At 38.0% G+C, this 14,309-nt stretch carries 12 protein-coding genes; 7 read left to right on the top strand and 5 right to left on the bottom strand.

Features of this window, described 5'->3' with window-relative positions:
• Positions 1-217: 217 nt before the first annotated feature.
• Positions 218-1,105, bottom strand: a complete 888-nt coding sequence (locus G9H60_RS06705) for a patatin-like phospholipase family protein (RefSeq protein ID WP_223143298.1) — start codon at positions 1,103-1,105, stop codon at positions 218-220.
• 85 nt (positions 1,106-1,190) lie between these two features.
• On the opposite strand from G9H60_RS06705, the gene G9H60_RS06700 reads away from it, so the two are divergent.
• A complete protein-coding gene (locus tag G9H60_RS06700) occupies positions 1,191-2,165 on the top strand; it encodes a polyprenyl synthetase family protein (protein ID WP_223143297.1) in 975 nt (324 codons plus the stop codon).
• A gap of 93 nt (positions 2,166-2,258) precedes the next feature.
• Here the strand turns inward: G9H60_RS06700 and G9H60_RS06695 are convergent, their stop codons facing one another.
• The gene (locus G9H60_RS06695) at positions 2,259-4,874 is read right to left on the bottom strand and encodes a TonB-dependent receptor domain-containing protein (protein ID WP_223143296.1); all 2,616 of its coding nucleotides are present in this window, start codon (positions 4,872-4,874) and stop codon (positions 2,259-2,261) included.
• 141 nt (positions 4,875-5,015) lie between these two features.
• Between G9H60_RS06695 and G9H60_RS06690 the strand changes: the two genes are divergently transcribed.
• The 5 genes from G9H60_RS06690 to argH all read left to right on the top strand — a co-directional run bounded on the left by G9H60_RS06690 (position 5,016) and on the right by argH (position 9,860).
• Positions 5,016-5,576, top strand: a complete 561-nt coding sequence (locus tag G9H60_RS06690) for a GNAT family N-acetyltransferase (protein WP_223143295.1) — start codon at positions 5,016-5,018, stop codon at positions 5,574-5,576.
• Between the two features lie 83 nt (positions 5,577-5,659).
• Positions 5,660-6,634 carry a Rossmann-fold NAD(P)-binding domain-containing protein gene (locus tag G9H60_RS06685; protein ID WP_223143294.1) on the top strand — a complete coding sequence of 325 codons (975 nt, stop codon included), beginning with the start codon at positions 5,660-5,662 and terminating at the stop codon, positions 6,632-6,634.
• A 4-nt stretch (positions 6,635-6,638) separates the two neighbouring features.
• Positions 6,639-7,424 (top strand): acetylglutamate kinase, encoded by a 786-nt coding sequence (gene argB, locus G9H60_RS06680; RefSeq protein WP_223143293.1) that lies wholly within the window; start codon positions 6,639-6,641, stop codon positions 7,422-7,424.
• Positions 7,424-8,512 (top strand): M20 family metallo-hydrolase, encoded by a 1,089-nt coding sequence (locus tag G9H60_RS06675; protein WP_223143292.1) that lies wholly within the window; start codon positions 7,424-7,426, stop codon positions 8,510-8,512. The genes argB and G9H60_RS06675 overlap by 1 nt, the downstream gene beginning before the upstream one ends.
• 4 nt (positions 8,513-8,516) lie before the next feature.
• Positions 8,517-9,860: an argininosuccinate lyase gene (gene argH, locus G9H60_RS06670; RefSeq protein WP_317197224.1), complete on the top strand. Its 1,344-nt coding sequence runs from the start codon at positions 8,517-8,519 to the stop codon at positions 9,858-9,860.
• Here argH and G9H60_RS06665 read toward each other — a convergent pair.
• Complete coding sequence (locus G9H60_RS06665; RefSeq protein ID WP_223143290.1) at positions 9,846-10,433, bottom strand: riboflavin synthase; 588 nt, start codon at positions 10,431-10,433, stop codon at positions 9,846-9,848. The two genes, argH and G9H60_RS06665, sit on opposite strands and share 15 nt — an antisense overlap.
• Positions 10,434-10,482: 49 nt before the next feature.
• Between G9H60_RS06665 and G9H60_RS06660 the strand changes: the two genes are divergently transcribed.
• Positions 10,483-11,091, top strand: a complete 609-nt coding sequence (locus G9H60_RS06660) for a DUF1684 domain-containing protein (RefSeq protein ID WP_223143289.1) — start codon at positions 10,483-10,485, stop codon at positions 11,089-11,091.
• On the opposite strand, the gene G9H60_RS06655 is transcribed toward G9H60_RS06660, so the two are convergent.
• Entirely contained in the window at positions 11,088-11,804 is a 717-nt protein-coding gene (locus G9H60_RS06655) for a head GIN domain-containing protein (protein WP_223143288.1), read from the bottom strand. The two genes, G9H60_RS06660 and G9H60_RS06655, sit on opposite strands and share 4 nt — an antisense overlap.
• A gap of 66 nt (positions 11,805-11,870) precedes the next feature.
• The gene (locus G9H60_RS06650) at positions 11,871-14,306 is read right to left on the bottom strand and encodes a PspC domain-containing protein (protein ID WP_223143287.1); all 2,436 of its coding nucleotides are present in this window, start codon (positions 14,304-14,306) and stop codon (positions 11,871-11,873) included.
• Positions 14,307-14,309 lie beyond the last annotated feature (3 nt).

Here is a 14,309-nt window from a genome sequence, read left to right as displayed (position 1 = left end):
AGAGCATCTTTTAACGCCATTTCAACCCCATCTGTATGCAGTGTTTCATGAAGATGATAGCCCATGATTTTTCTAGAAAAAGTGTCGGTTATTAGACTTAAATAGGCTGTTTTTTCCTTGGTGTCAACTTATTTCAGGACGAGACACCTTAAATAAAAAAAGCTAACCTCCATGGTTAGCTTTTTTTATACACGATGGTGGCATTGAACCATCACCACTAAAAATACTCCTCTGCTTTTCCCATAGCATAGCCAATTTCTAACATACGACGAATATCCATTTTATTGAAATTCCGTATATCAATTGAAATTGGTTGAATAGGACGAATGGAATTGATTGATAAATCGCTGCGTTGATTTTGCACCAACAGAGCTTCCTTTAAATCTGCATTCAAAATTTCATTGACTGCTATATCCATGACACGGTCTACCAGGGCCAACAAATCTCCCGTTTCGAATATACCGCCTTCTATGGTTTGGGTATGACAACTGATACAAACGATATGTTTTCCTCCATCTTTAATCGCTTTTTGTAAGGGTGCTACATCCCGTAAACCTCCATCCAAAAAGCTGCGTCGCTTTTCCTGATTGATTTGAACTACAGGCATCAATATAGGTACAGCAGATGATGCTAATAAATAATCATAAAAATGGTCATAGCTGGGATCTACGTAATGAATTCCTCCATCAATGATATTAACGGCCCCAATGCGCAACTCTACCGGACTAGCTTGCAAATTCCGTAAGTCCAACACACCTTCTACCAAATCGCGCAATGGCTTAGTACTAACTAAACCTCTAAAATTCTTAGTCAATGCAGTCCAGCCCAACTCCCATAAACTAAGTGGTTTTGATAGACATTCAGGATGAGTGATTCTTGTTTCCCAAAAATCCCACAAATCTTGTCCAGCTTGTCGAAAATTCAAGGGCTCGCCATTCAACTTTTGACGGCCCAGCTGATTCACTAAATAAGCTGAATTTAAACTCCCTGCAGAAATCCCATAAATCATATCAGGTTCATAACCTCGTTCAAATAATGCTCGAATGACTCCTGCTTGAAAAGCTCCCTTTACCGAGCCTCCAGATAATGCCAATATCTTACTCATAAATTTGAATATTGAAAGGACTAATTGTCCCAAATTGTCTTAAATTTACAAAATTAAAAAGCCCAAAGCTTCTACTATCTACATTATGTCCTATTCGCTTTCATCCATTCAAGTACCCATTGCGGAACCGATGAAAGCTTTCGAAGGCAAGTTTCGCCAATTCATGCGGTCCAAAGTAATGCTATTGGATACCATTATGAATTACATCATTCAACGTAAAGGAAAACAAATGCGGCCTATGTTCGTGTTTCTTTCTGCTGGCGTTATGGGTGAAATTAACGAAAAAACACATCGCGGCGCAGCACTGATTGAATTATTACATACAGCAACCCTTGTTCATGATGACGTAGTCGACGACTCCAATTACCGTCGGGGTTTCTTCTCCATCAATGCCATCTGGAAAAATAAAATTGCCGTTTTAGTCGGTGATTATTTATTATCCAAAGGACTTCTACTTTCCATTGAAAACGACGATTTTGATTTACTTAAATCCGTTTCAACGGCTGTTCGTGAAATGTCAGAAGGAGAATTACTCCAGATAGAAAAAGCCCGTAAACTGGATATCACAGAAGACATCTATTTTGATATTATCCGTAAAAAAACAGCTACACTCATTTCAGCTTGTTGCGCCGTAGGTGTTCAATCCGTTGGAGCCAGCGAAGAATACGTACAAATTGCACGAGAGTTTGGTGATCGTGTAGGTGTGGCCTTTCAGATCAAAGATGACCTTTTTGATTATGGTGATGCCGAAATTGGAAAGCCCTTAGGCATTGATATCAAAGAGAAAAAAATGACTTTACCTTTGATATATTCATTACAGCATACCAGTTCTAGTACTAAAAAAAGAATCATTCATTTGATTAAACATGATTCTGAAAATCCTCAAAGTGTACGTGAAGTCATTGAATTTGTCAAAAATACAGGCGGCTTAGAATATGCTACCCAACGTATGCATGAATTTGCACAAGAGGCCCGAGAAATCCTCAATAAGTTCCCAGAGTCTACGTATCGTAACTCGCTCCATGATTTGCTGGGATATACCATCGAAAGAAACAAATAGCCCATTCCGATAAATTGTCTTATTTTCGGGGGCAAAAAAAGCTGGAAACCATTGGTTCCCAGCTTTAAGCACTAAACTACTTTAAAACAAAATCTATCTCGGGCCACCGCCACCCATTCCGCCGCCGCCTCCGCCGCCACCCATTCTTCCACCGCCACCTGGCATTCCCATAGGCTGAGCTTGAACTGGTTGTGGTGTAGCATCTCCCCCTCCATCTTTCTGATCATCATTGTTAACCGATTTCTTTCTCTTCGTTCCTGCGAAACTCATTTTACCAATTCGGTAAGAGAAATTAATCTTAAAGTTCATATTACGCATTGTGTTATAACCTACCTGAGTAATTACAGGAGTTACTGTCTCACTACGAATAATCATAGCCGAAGTGAAGAAGTTTTCCGCTCCAAAGCCAACACTTCCTTTCTTGTTCTTGAAATCCTTTTTGAAACTTAAACTGTAGATTCCGAATCCTCCACGCTTTCCTTGCAACTGAATTTCATTAGCACGGTAGAAAGAGAACAATTGAGCTCCCCAGCCTCCGCCTAAGTTATAGTTACCAAAAATACGGAAGTTGGAAACCAAGCCTTCATTTTTTGCGTTCAACAAAGGATCTGGTACATTATTAGCCAATTTCAAATATGAGAAATCAGCTCCACCACCAATCATCAAACGATTCGTCAAGTTGGCATTGATATTCAAGTTCATACCATAAGCATCCTCATTTCCAATATTTACCGAACGTGTCTTCACCGTATCTCCGATAACCTCACGAATCTGGTTAATTGCACCTGTTGTGTTTCTAACAAACACAGCAGAAGAAATATAGAACGATTTAATGTACTTGCTGTATCCAATCTCAAAGTTATTCGTGTACTCAGGAGCTAAATTGGGATTACCTGTAGAGATATTCAATGGATTTGTCGAATTCACGTTAGGATTCAAGAATTGAACCGATGGACGTTGAATACGCTTGTTATAACTGAATCTCCATGTTCCTGATTTAAACGTTTTTGACATGTTGAAACTTGGAACGATTACTCCATATGGAGGAATGGTCAAATTTTGCCCTTCTTTCTTCAAGAAACTAGCGGTAATATCCGTATGCTCATAACGAGCACCCGCTTTTACGCTCCATTTGTTTTTAGTGGTTAAGGTATAAGAAGCATACGTTCCCCAAATATTTTGATTGTAATCAAATACGTTGGTAGGTAATGAAGCTAAATTAACTTGATTGTAACCCGCTGCATTATTTCCTGTAGGATTAATAAATGATTTGTAATCGGATGACGCATTTCTCAAAATACCCTTTCCTCCAAACTCAAGCATCTGGTTTTTCAAGATTGGCGTTTGATAATCCAATTGGAATGTAGCCTCTTCATTATATGCCAAGTTCTCATTTTTAATTGAACTCAAGATTTGACTCATCGTTGCATTCGGATTCATGATATCATTGTAGAAATCACTCGTGCGATTACTGCGGCTGTACATCGACAAAATACTGAACTCTTTTTGAGGGGTATCGTAGGTATGTGAATAATCAATATTCAAATCCACGTTGCCTGAAACATCAGAAGAGTTCGTATTTCTTAAGCTTGTAACTAAGCCATTACGAATCTGTTGTAAGTTATCTTGGTAGTTATTTCCATTTCTTACCCCAAATCTAGATGATGCAGTAATGGAATTATGCTTATTAATGTCCCAATCAAAACCTATTTGATAATTACCAAACAAGTTATTTGTTCTACTTTCTGCAGTTTGAAGGTTAATTGTTTCCACACCTTGACTTCTCGTAGTTTGCGTATTTTCATACTTACCAGTTACATTGTATTGAGAACGACCAAAGCCACCTAATGACATTCCCCAAGTCTTATTACGGAAATTACCATTCAATGATAAATTGGATCCTCGAACACCCACACTTGAATCAAAACCTAAAGTCAAACCTTGTAATGTATTCTTTTTAGTAACAATGTTAATGATACCTGCTGAACCCTCTGCGTCATATTTCGCCGATGGAGAAGTAATCACCTCTACTGTTTTAATCATGTCAGCTGGAATTTGCTTCAAGGCATCAGCCACATTGGATGCCATGATGGAAGATGGCTTGTTGTTAATCAACACTTTAATATTTGTAGAACCACGGAGCGAAGGATTACCGTCTAAATCAACTGATAACATAGGCACCTTTTTTAATACATCTGTTGCGTCACCACCACGATTCGTTTGATCACGTTCTGCATTATACACAGTACGGTCAACTCGTTCTTCAATCATGGCTCTTTGACCTTCAACAGTTACCTCTTGTAACATCTTAGTCGATGATTGCATTTTAATAACCCCTAAATCGTGATTATCTTTTTTATCTGTTACATCAATGAAAATAGTTTTACTTTCATACCCCAAGAAAGAGATAACAATTTTGTAACTACCTACAGCTACTTTGGACATGGTAAACTTTCCCACTTGGTCAGCTACCGTACCATCCACAGGACGATTAGTCGATTTGTTAATTAAAGCTACCGAAGCAAATTCAACAGGCTTATTGTCTGTGGAATCTAAGGCATAACCAACAATTTTGGCTGAACCTTTCGGTGCTGCTGCTACAGGAGCTGCTGCTTCTCTTCGTGCGGGTGCACCTGCTCCACCTGGAACCTGAGCGTTAACCTGCATAGCGCATACTACTAAGGCAATAAGTGCGAATAATTTTCTCATAGTTTTTTTAAATTGGCTAATTGATTTTAAACTATTAAAATCGAATGCAAAACTGAGGTAATTCCTTTGAGTAATTTCTTTTTTGCGACCAATAGTCATAATTTGTAGGTCAATTTCAAAGATGCAAAACGTCAATAAAACATGATTGTCATCAAAACACCACGTTTACAATTAATTCCGCTGGACCATTCATTATTGACGACTTGGGCAGAGCATGGACGCAATGCCCTAGAAATTCAAATAGGTTTACAACATAATACCTGGGAAATAGAATCATTTTTTCAGGAAGAAACACAAATGGCTTTACGCGACTATTGGCTTCCTATGACTAAAAAATTTCCTTTCGATTTTATTTGGTACACAAATTGGGAAATTATTTTAACAGAAAAGTCCTGCTCTATAGGGGGAATTGGACTTGCAGGCATGCCCAATGACCAAGGTTTTACCGAAGTGGGTTATTGCCTTGATAAAAAATACAGAGGAAATGGCTACGCCAGCGAAGCTCTGCAATATCTCATAGAATGGGCTAGTCAAGATAAAGATTTACACTACCTAGTAGCTGAAACTCCCTTGGAAAATATGTCATCCCAAGCAGTCTTAAGTAAGAATGGGTTTATCCAAACTGGACAAAAAACTCTTCAACAACCACAAGGGATGGAAGTGTTTACTTGGAAACGCCAAATACAATCATCCAGAACATAATTCTGGGTTTTTATTTCCTTTCGAGCAATTTTCGGTAATTTTACTGAATTATAAATGCCTAAAGTCCCTAAGGACCCAATCATATGCATCATTTCACTTCCATACATGACGCTTACAACATTCCTCAATTGGTCAATGAAGCCCTTTTAATGAAAAGAGCTCCCTATTCCGATTGCTTCATTGGTAAAAATAAAACCATAGGTTTGCTGTTCTTTAATTCCAGTTTGCGCACGCGATTATCTACCCAAAAAGCCGCTCAAAATTTGGGAATGAACGTCATGGTTATGAACGTAGGTGCTGATTCTTGGCAATTAGAAATGAATGAAGGTGTCATTATGAATAGCGACAAAGCAGAGCACGTTTCTGAAGCTGCCGCTGTAATTGGACAGTATTGTGATATTGTTGGGCTACGTAGTTTCCCAAGTTTAGTGAATCGGGAAGACGATTATTCAGAATTGGTATTAAATCAATTCATGAAATATACCGGCAGACCCATTTTAAGTCTAGAATCGGCAACCAGACACCCATTGCAGTCCTTAACCGATTTAATCACCATACAAGAATATAAGAAAACGGCCCGACCAAAAGTGGTTCTAACCTGGGCTCCACATGTAAAAGCTCTCCCTCAATGCGTGCCTAATTCATTTGCCGAATGGATGAATCACTCGGAAGTTGACTTTACCATTGCTCATCCCAAAGGATATGAATTGGCTCCAGAATTTAGCGGAAATGCTCAAATTTGTTACGACCCGAAAGAAGCCTTTGAAGGAGCTGATTTTATCTATGCCAAAAACTGGTCATCTTACCAAGAGTATGGTAAAATCCTAAACTCAGATCCAGCCTGGATGGTCACAATGGATAAAATGAAATTAACAAATGATGCCAAATTCATGCATTGTTTACCTGTACGCAGAAATGTAGTCGTGGAAGATGCGGTATTGGATTCAAATCATTCCATCGTCATTCAGCAAGCTGGAAATCGCGTATGGGCAGCTCAAACCGTTCTAAAAGAGATGTTATTATCTCTGGCCAAAAAAGAAAGTCCTTACTTATTCTAAATATATGAGTTTAAATCTACCTAAGCTTCAGGTAATTAAAATTGGCGGAAATGTCATCGACAATCCTTCTTTGTTAGAAGCATTTTTACAGGATATTGCCAGCATCAATGCCCCCTTTGTTCTCGTTCATGGAGGTGGTAAAATTGCGACTGAAATGGCGAAAGAATTGGGCATTACCAGCCAAATGATCGAAGGAAGACGTGTTACCGATACGGCAAGTTTACGCATTGTAACCATGGTCTATGCAGGTTGGATTAATAAATCCTTGGTTGCCCAATTACAAGCTAAACAGAAAAATGCTGTAGGTTTTACTGGACCTGATGCAGGCTTGGTAATCAGTAAAAAAAGAAATCCTTCGCCCATTGATTATGGTTGGGTAGGCGATATTGAACAGGTGAATAGTAAAGCATTAAGTGGATTCATACAACAAGGTTATTATCCTATTTTTGCCCCCATCACTGCCGATAAAGAAGGTCATTTATTAAATACCAATGCTGATACGATGGCACAAGCTATTGCCATCGCATTAAGTGAATTTTTCGAAGTTACCCTAACGTATTGCTTTGAAAAAAATGGGGTTTTAAGTAACCCAGATGACGATCATTCTGTTATTCCACACATCAACCAATCTTCATTTTTGGATTTAAAGGAAAGTGGAATTGTTACTGCAGGAATGATTCCTAAATTAGAAAATGCCATTAAAGCCATTTCCCAAGGGGTTAATACCGTTAAACTCTGTCACGCGAGTCAAGTATTATCCCAAGAAGGTGGCACTAGAATAACAGCATAATGTATCAAGAATCTGATTTTTTACAAGCCTACTCATTACTTTCTCAATTGATTGCTTGTCCTTCATTGAGTAAAGAAGAGGAAGGTACAGCTAAAATAATTCAAGATTTTTTCAGTAATAAGGGAATTAAATCGGAGCAATACCTCAATAACATTTGGGCAAAAAATGAACATTTTGATCCGAACAAACCCAGTGTCTTACTAAACTCCCATCATGATACTGTTAAGGCAAATGCCTCATGGACATTTGATCCTTGGACTCCCACAGAAATGGATGGTAAACTCATCGGTTTAGGTTCAAATGATGCTGGAGCAAGTCTAGTTTGCCTCATTCAAACATTTTGTTCCTTTTACGCTCTAGAAAACCTACCATTTAATTTGGTGCTTGCAGCCACCGCTGAAGAAGAAATTTCAGGAAAAAATGGCATTGAAGCCCTTCTTCAAGCTCCCAACTTTCCTAAGATTGATTGGGCCATTGTGGGTGAACCTACGGATTGCCAATTGGCCATAGCAGAAAAGGGACTCATGGTGATTGATGCAGTGGCACATGGAAAAGCAGGACACGCAGCTAGAAATGAAGGGATAAATGCGATTTACGTCGCCATGAAGGATATTCAAAAAATTGAAAAATTCAAATTTGAAAAAGTATCCCCTGTTTTAGGTCCTGTAAAAACAACAGTCACCATCATTCATGCCGGTAAACAACATAATGTCATTCCAGATACTTGTGAATTCAGCATTGATTGCCGAGTAAATGAATGCTATACTTTGGAAGAAATCCTTGACATATTAAAAAAAGAACTAAGCTCAGACTTAAACCCCAGATCCATCCGATTACAGCCAAGCCGTATCGATGAAAATCATGTGGTTTGTCAAGCTGCCCAAGCAATAGGAATAAGCAGTTTTGGTTCTCCTACCCTGTCTGACCAATCCTTATTGACATGCCCTTCCGTAAAAATCGGCCCAGGACATTCCGGTAGATCCCATACTGCAGATGAATTCATTTACTTAGATGAAATCAAACAAGGGATTCAAACCTATCAACAATTATTATCTCAAACGATTATTCAATACCAACATAAATCATAAGAAAGTGGCAAAACTTTGGCAAAAAGCAAATCAGACTACGGATGCTAAAATTGAAAAATTTACAATAGGAAATGACCCTATCTACGATTTACAATTGGCACGCTACGATGTATTGGGCTCTTTAGCCCATATTACTATGTTGGCTGAAGTTGGACTTTTAAAAAAGGAAGAACTTAGTCCTTTATGTCAAGAATTGAAGGTTATTTTAGCTTCCATTGATGCAGGTGAATTTGAAATTGAAGTGGGAATGGAAGACGTACATTCTCAAATTGAATATTTACTAACCCAAAAACTAGGTGATTTAGGAAAGAAAATTCATGCGGGTCGTTCTAGAAACGACCAAGTTTTAGTGGATTTAAAATTATTCATGCGGGCTGAAATCCAAGAAATTGCGGAAGCAGTTGAAAAGCTTTTTAATCTACTTCTTACCAAAAGTGAAGCACATAAAAAAGATTTACTTCCAGGCTATACCCATTTACAAATTGCCATGCCATCTTCTTTTGGATTATGGTTTGGTGCCTATGCTGAAAGCTTGGTGGAAGATGTTGAATTATTGGAAGCTGCCTTCCGTTTAGCCAATAAAAACCCTTTAGGTTCAGGAGCAGGATATGGTTCCTCCTTTCCCTTAGATCGTCAATTAACCACCGATTTGCTAGGCTTTGAAAGTCCACATGTCAATGTGGTCAATGCCCAATTATCTCGCGGAAAAACAGAATTTTATTTATTAACGGCCATCAGTCAGATTGCTAGTACCTTAAGCAAATTGGCCATGGATGTTTGTCTTTACAATTCTCAAAATTTCGGATTCATTGAATTACCAGATTCCCTAACCACGGGAAGTTCTATCATGCCACACAAAAAGAATCCAGATGTGGCAGAATTATTGAGAGGAAAAGCCAACAAACTCAAAGCCCTTCCAAATCAATTGCACTTATTAACAAGCAATTTGCCCTCCGGTTATCACCGCGAGTTCCAGTTAACCAAAGAACTTTTAATGCCTGCAATTGAGGAGATTTTAGATGGCTTGGAAATCACTCACTACCTAGTAGAGCACATGAAAGTGAAGTCTGATTTATTAAATCATGATAAATACGACTTACTTTTTAGTGTAGAAGAAGTGAATCGCCTTGTGGTTCAAGGAGTTCCGTTTCGGGAAGCATACCAACAAATTGGTAAAATGATCGAAGAAAAGCAGTTTGATGGCAGCCAAAGAAACTTACATCATACCCATTTGGGTAGTATTGGTAATTTAGGTTTGGATCAAATTCAAGCTCAAAAAGATACAGCTTACCAGCGTTTTGGATTTGAAAAGGTAAATCAAGCCATTGATCGACTAATAGCTAGCTAACATCTTTTGAACGTATTTTCCTACGATATCAAATTCTAAATTAACAGAATCTCCGACTTTCAATTGATGAAAAACGGTATGTTCATAGGTATAAGGAATGATGGCTACAGAAAAATCATGTTGGCCTGAATGAACCACAGTTAGGCTCGTTCCATTAACACAAATTGAGCCTTTAGTCACGGTAATATGTTCATTTGAAAGTGGATATTCAAAATAATATTCCCAAGACCCATCTTTAGTATTGATTTGAGTACAAACTCCTTTAGTATCTACATGGCCTTGTACAATATGCCCATCAAATCGCCCTGTTGCAGCTAAACAACGCTCTAGGTTAACCTTTTGACCAAGTTCCAATTCACCTAGATTGGTTTTATGTAGCGTTTCTTCAATGGCGGTAACGCGGTATTGACTATCGGTAATTTCGACAACAGTTAAACATACTCCATTATGCGCCAAAGATTGATCGATCTTTAGTTCATGCGTAAACGGTGAACTAAACCAAAAATCGATATTGGTTCCTTGAACCATTCTATTCTCTAAGGTGCCCATGGCCTCCACTATGCCTGTAAACATCGAATTAAATTTTATATTTTTGCCTAAATTCAAAATTACACCCAAACTTATGAAATTCAATAAATGGATTTTGATTCTTGTTCTTGGCGCAATCGTCTTGGTGATTATTAGTCTACCTAAAAACACCGCTGTAAGCGTAAATAAAACACAAGAAGATTCTTTGGCAGTCATGCAACATCGAAAAGAAAAAGACATTTCGATGAAAGAGCAAGAAGATTCACCCATCAAGAATAAAGAAACATTTAAAGGACTTCAGTATTTCCCCTTTTCTAGTGCTTGGCTAATAGAATTTGACTTAGAAAATAATTCAAAAGTTGATAAAATTGCTTTGCCAATGAGTGATGGCACCAAAGAGGATATCCTTTACATTGGAGATATTAAAGCCCAAATCAATGGACAAGAGGTTCGCTTAAAGCTTTACCAGCACGACAATGGAGACTTTTTCCTTCCATTTAAAGACAAAACCGCCCCCACAGAAACCTATGGAGGCGGTAGGTACTTAGATATACCCCTAATAAATCTAAACGGTAAAAAACTTAAGGCGGATTTTAATTTGGCTTACTTTCCTTTTTGTGCGTACAATCCGGAATATGCTTGTCCTGTTCCACCAGCAAGTAACCAATTGAATTTTAGGATACCTGCTGGGGAAAAAAACTAGTTTACTTGGTTTATAGAAGCGGCTCCTGACAAATCTTTGCTGATGGTTGGAACACCTTTATATGATACTTTGGAAGCACCAGATGCATCAACGCGCAATGTCTTTTGACTTTGTACGCTAACATGACTTGCGCCACTTGCCTCAACATCCGTATCACGCGCCATCAGATTAGTTCCCTCCATGTGACTTGCACCTGAAGCATCTACATTTAATTTGCCAGCATGACCACTGATATTCAATTTAGACGCTCCTGATAATTCCACATTTAATTTGTCAGCATTAATCTGATTCAATTGACCTTTAGATGCTCCACTAAACACAAAATTCATTTGTTCTTCATTGGCGAATCCATCGACATCCACACGACAAGCACCTGAAAAATCAGCATTAGCTAAACGAGGCATAGTGATGACCAAACGAACTCTTTTACGGTTTTTACCCCAATTAAAACCCCAATTACGGTCTTTATAAGATACCTTCAAGGTATTACCGTCAATGTCTACTTCTAAATCATCCACATCTTCTTGACGGCCATAAGCTGCCAACGAATATGCACTTCCTTTGCTAACTTTAATTTCAAATGCTTGACCTAGGTCTAAGTTTTGAAAACCTGATACTTTAAACTTTTTTGAATAATCTTCTGGAGATGCAAATGCCACGATGGACACAAATAATGCACCTAGGAAAATGAATAAATTGAATTTTGTTTTCATGATTGTTATTATTTTGGAATGTAGAGAAGATGAAACGAAAGATCAAAAGGTTGCATGATCCTCCTTTTATTTTTGTGTTTTAATGTTGACTTGTAAGTTGGAAATACTTGGATAAGTTAAATCCGCATTCATGGATTTATTTCCTGTGATATTCTTGATGACTTGCAAATCCATTTTAGATTGATCTTTTAATGAGACAATAGCCTTTTGAGCAACCAAATTGGGAGCAATAAGCTCAGAATTTTGGTCTGCTGAAGCAATCAATAAATCCGTCGTGCCATCGATATTAACACTGTGGAAATTATGCAAGACTACTTCTAATTTAGCCTGATTAAATCCTTTGATTTCTGTTCTGGCATTTCCTCCCAATTCTACCTTGGAAAGCTTTGGAGATTGTATCTCAATTTGAACGCCTGATTGTACTTTGTCCAATTTTAAAACGCCATTAACCACTTTCGCTTCTGTGACAAAACTTGGTTTATCATTTCCCTCAAAACGAATGACATACTTATCTCCAGGAACGATACGAATACTAGCTCCTTCGGTATTCAAGGCTTCAATGCTTTGGAAGTTTTCTAAATCCTTACTGATAGAAAAATTAACACCTACCTCATCTGAAGAAGAACGATCTTCATGGAACGACTCGTCTTTATCCTCAATGGGTTCACGATTAATACATGTTAAGCCTTTTTCTGGAGTAAAATTCCAAAGTGATCCTACAAATAAATCGCCATTACTCTCGTTAAAGTATCCTCCATGAATTTCATTTTCAATATAGGATGCAAAATCACGCGTCATACCGAAGCTCTGTCCAAAAGGTATCAATACCTTCACACGCATGCGTTGATTTCTGAACTTTTGATTCGTAATTCCGAAATGGCTATCAAATATGATTTTATCATTTTGAATGGAATAGTCATATTTAATACTTCTGGCATTTTTCTCAGCATCAAAACGATCTTTTCCATTTGATTTGGAGAATTCTATTACCTGGATGGTCGTCCCTGAATATCCTTCTATGGTAATTTGGGTACGAGTAAATCCTTCACGGTTATAATCGTGCATATCTTCGTCATCCAGGATTTCATCCACCAATTCTCTACTTCCTAACATTTTTTCCCAAATAGACTCTTGAGATTCTTTTTTCACATCAAAAACAAAGGGCTTGGATGGAATACTAATGTCTTTTACTTGATTCACAGAAGCTGTTCTTGAAAAATTTCTTCCCACTGTTGGTAAGGCTACGAATAAACCAATCCAACCAACAATGCACAAGGTAGTAGCGATGTATTTATACGTTCTATTATAAAATTTACGGTTAGCTAATAAAGAAACTCCTGAGATTATGATGGAAACTAAAATAGGTAGAAATGCTGCGATGAAGGCTAAATAAGTCCAAGAAGGCAAATCATTCGCCAATAAATATAAAGGAATGGCTTCACCAAAAGCAATTTGAACTTGGCCATGATCTAAACCTGAAAATCCTACTGAAGAAACCGTAATTAGGGCAATGATACTTCCTAAACCTATTGCCGTTAAAATGATACCAAATGCTATTTGAACGATCCAACGAAGAGCAATGAAAAACCCTTTAAATGCGCCAAAGAAAGCAGCAATTAGTCGAAATGGAACTAACAAGATACGAGTTAAAGCACTTTCTTCAGCCTCTCCTTCCTTTTGGAAGTTCTTCTTGATGTTGTTTTCAATATTTTCCAAAGTGATAGGCTCACCCGTCATTTCCATTTTATCTGTGAGGGTTTTAGCCTCTGGTGCTATAATCAATATCACCAGATAGGCTACAATCCCTGTTCCAAAAAACAAGACAGATAATACAGCTAATACACGCAGTAGACCTAAATCCCATCCTGTGTAGGCGGCAAATCCAGAGATTACCCCACCAATAACTTTCTTTTCAGGATCACGGTAAAATTTGCGAAAGGATTTATCCTCTTCTAAATTGATTTCACCAGGGATAGCAATCCAGCAAATAATATAGGCCCAGAAGATGACATTGGCTACATGGAATAATGGAATCAATCCAAAGAAGCCTACGATCATACATAAACGTACCCAAATTGGATCAGCATGTAAATAACGAGCTAAACCTGAAGCCACACCACCAATCATTTTTCTAGACAAATCACGTCTAAATACTTTTTGATTTGGAATAGACTTTTCTGAATGAGTAGACTGAGATTGCGATGAACTGTTTTCTTTCTTATCTTCTTCGCTTTCTAAAGCTTGAAAATCAGCTACCGTTCCTAAAGAGGCGATCAAAGCATTGACATGTTCCAATGAAATGGCTTCTGTTTTTTCGTCTTCACGAATGCCCCAGAATTTCTCGGCAATTCTTGCTTCAATGTCAGCAATAATCTCTTTTGAACCTTCGAAACTCTCGAAGTAAGCATGGATGGATTTGATGTATGCATCCAATGTGGCAAACGCATCCTCCTCGATGTGGAAGATAATCCCTGCGATATTAATTGAAAGGGTCTTTTTCATACA

It is taken from the genome of Aquirufa aurantiipilula, assembly GCF_019923745.1.
Classification (GTDB): Bacteria; Bacteroidota; Bacteroidia; order Cytophagales; family Spirosomataceae; genus Aquirufa; species Aquirufa aurantiipilula.
The sequence above is the reverse complement of the archived record's forward strand: the minus strand, read 5'-3'. Positions and strand labels throughout refer to the sequence as shown.

Bases quoted from the DNA above. Each gene is read 5' to 3' on its own strand.
- G9H60_RS06705 (WP_223143298.1), bottom strand. From the start codon at position 1,105: ATGAGTAAGATATTGGCATTATCTGGAGGCTCGGTAAAGGGAGCTTTT.
- G9H60_RS06700 (WP_223143297.1), top strand. From the start codon at position 1,191: ATGTCCTATTCGCTTTCATCCATTCAAGTACCCATTGCGGAACCGATG.
- G9H60_RS06695 (WP_223143296.1), bottom strand. From the start codon at position 4,874: ATGAGAAAATTATTCGCACTTATTGCCTTAGTAGTATGCGCTATGCAG.
- G9H60_RS06690 (WP_223143295.1), top strand. From the start codon at position 5,016: ATGATTGTCATCAAAACACCACGTTTACAATTAATTCCGCTGGACCAT.
- G9H60_RS06685 (WP_223143294.1), top strand. From the start codon at position 5,660: ATGCATCATTTCACTTCCATACATGACGCTTACAACATTCCTCAATTG.
- argB (WP_223143293.1), top strand. From the start codon at position 6,639: ATGAGTTTAAATCTACCTAAGCTTCAGGTAATTAAAATTGGCGGAAAT.
- G9H60_RS06675 (WP_223143292.1), top strand. From the start codon at position 7,424: ATGTATCAAGAATCTGATTTTTTACAAGCCTACTCATTACTTTCTCAA.
- G9H60_RS06665 (WP_223143290.1), bottom strand. From the start codon at position 10,433: ATGTTTACAGGCATAGTGGAGGCCATGGGCACCTTAGAGAATAGAATG.
- G9H60_RS06660 (WP_223143289.1), top strand. From the start codon at position 10,483: ATGAAATTCAATAAATGGATTTTGATTCTTGTTCTTGGCGCAATCGTC.
- G9H60_RS06655 (WP_223143288.1), bottom strand. From the start codon at position 11,804: ATGAAAACAAAATTCAATTTATTCATTTTCCTAGGTGCATTATTTGTG.
- G9H60_RS06650 (WP_223143287.1), bottom strand. From the start codon at position 14,306: ATGAAAAAGACCCTTTCAATTAATATCGCAGGGATTATCTTCCACATC.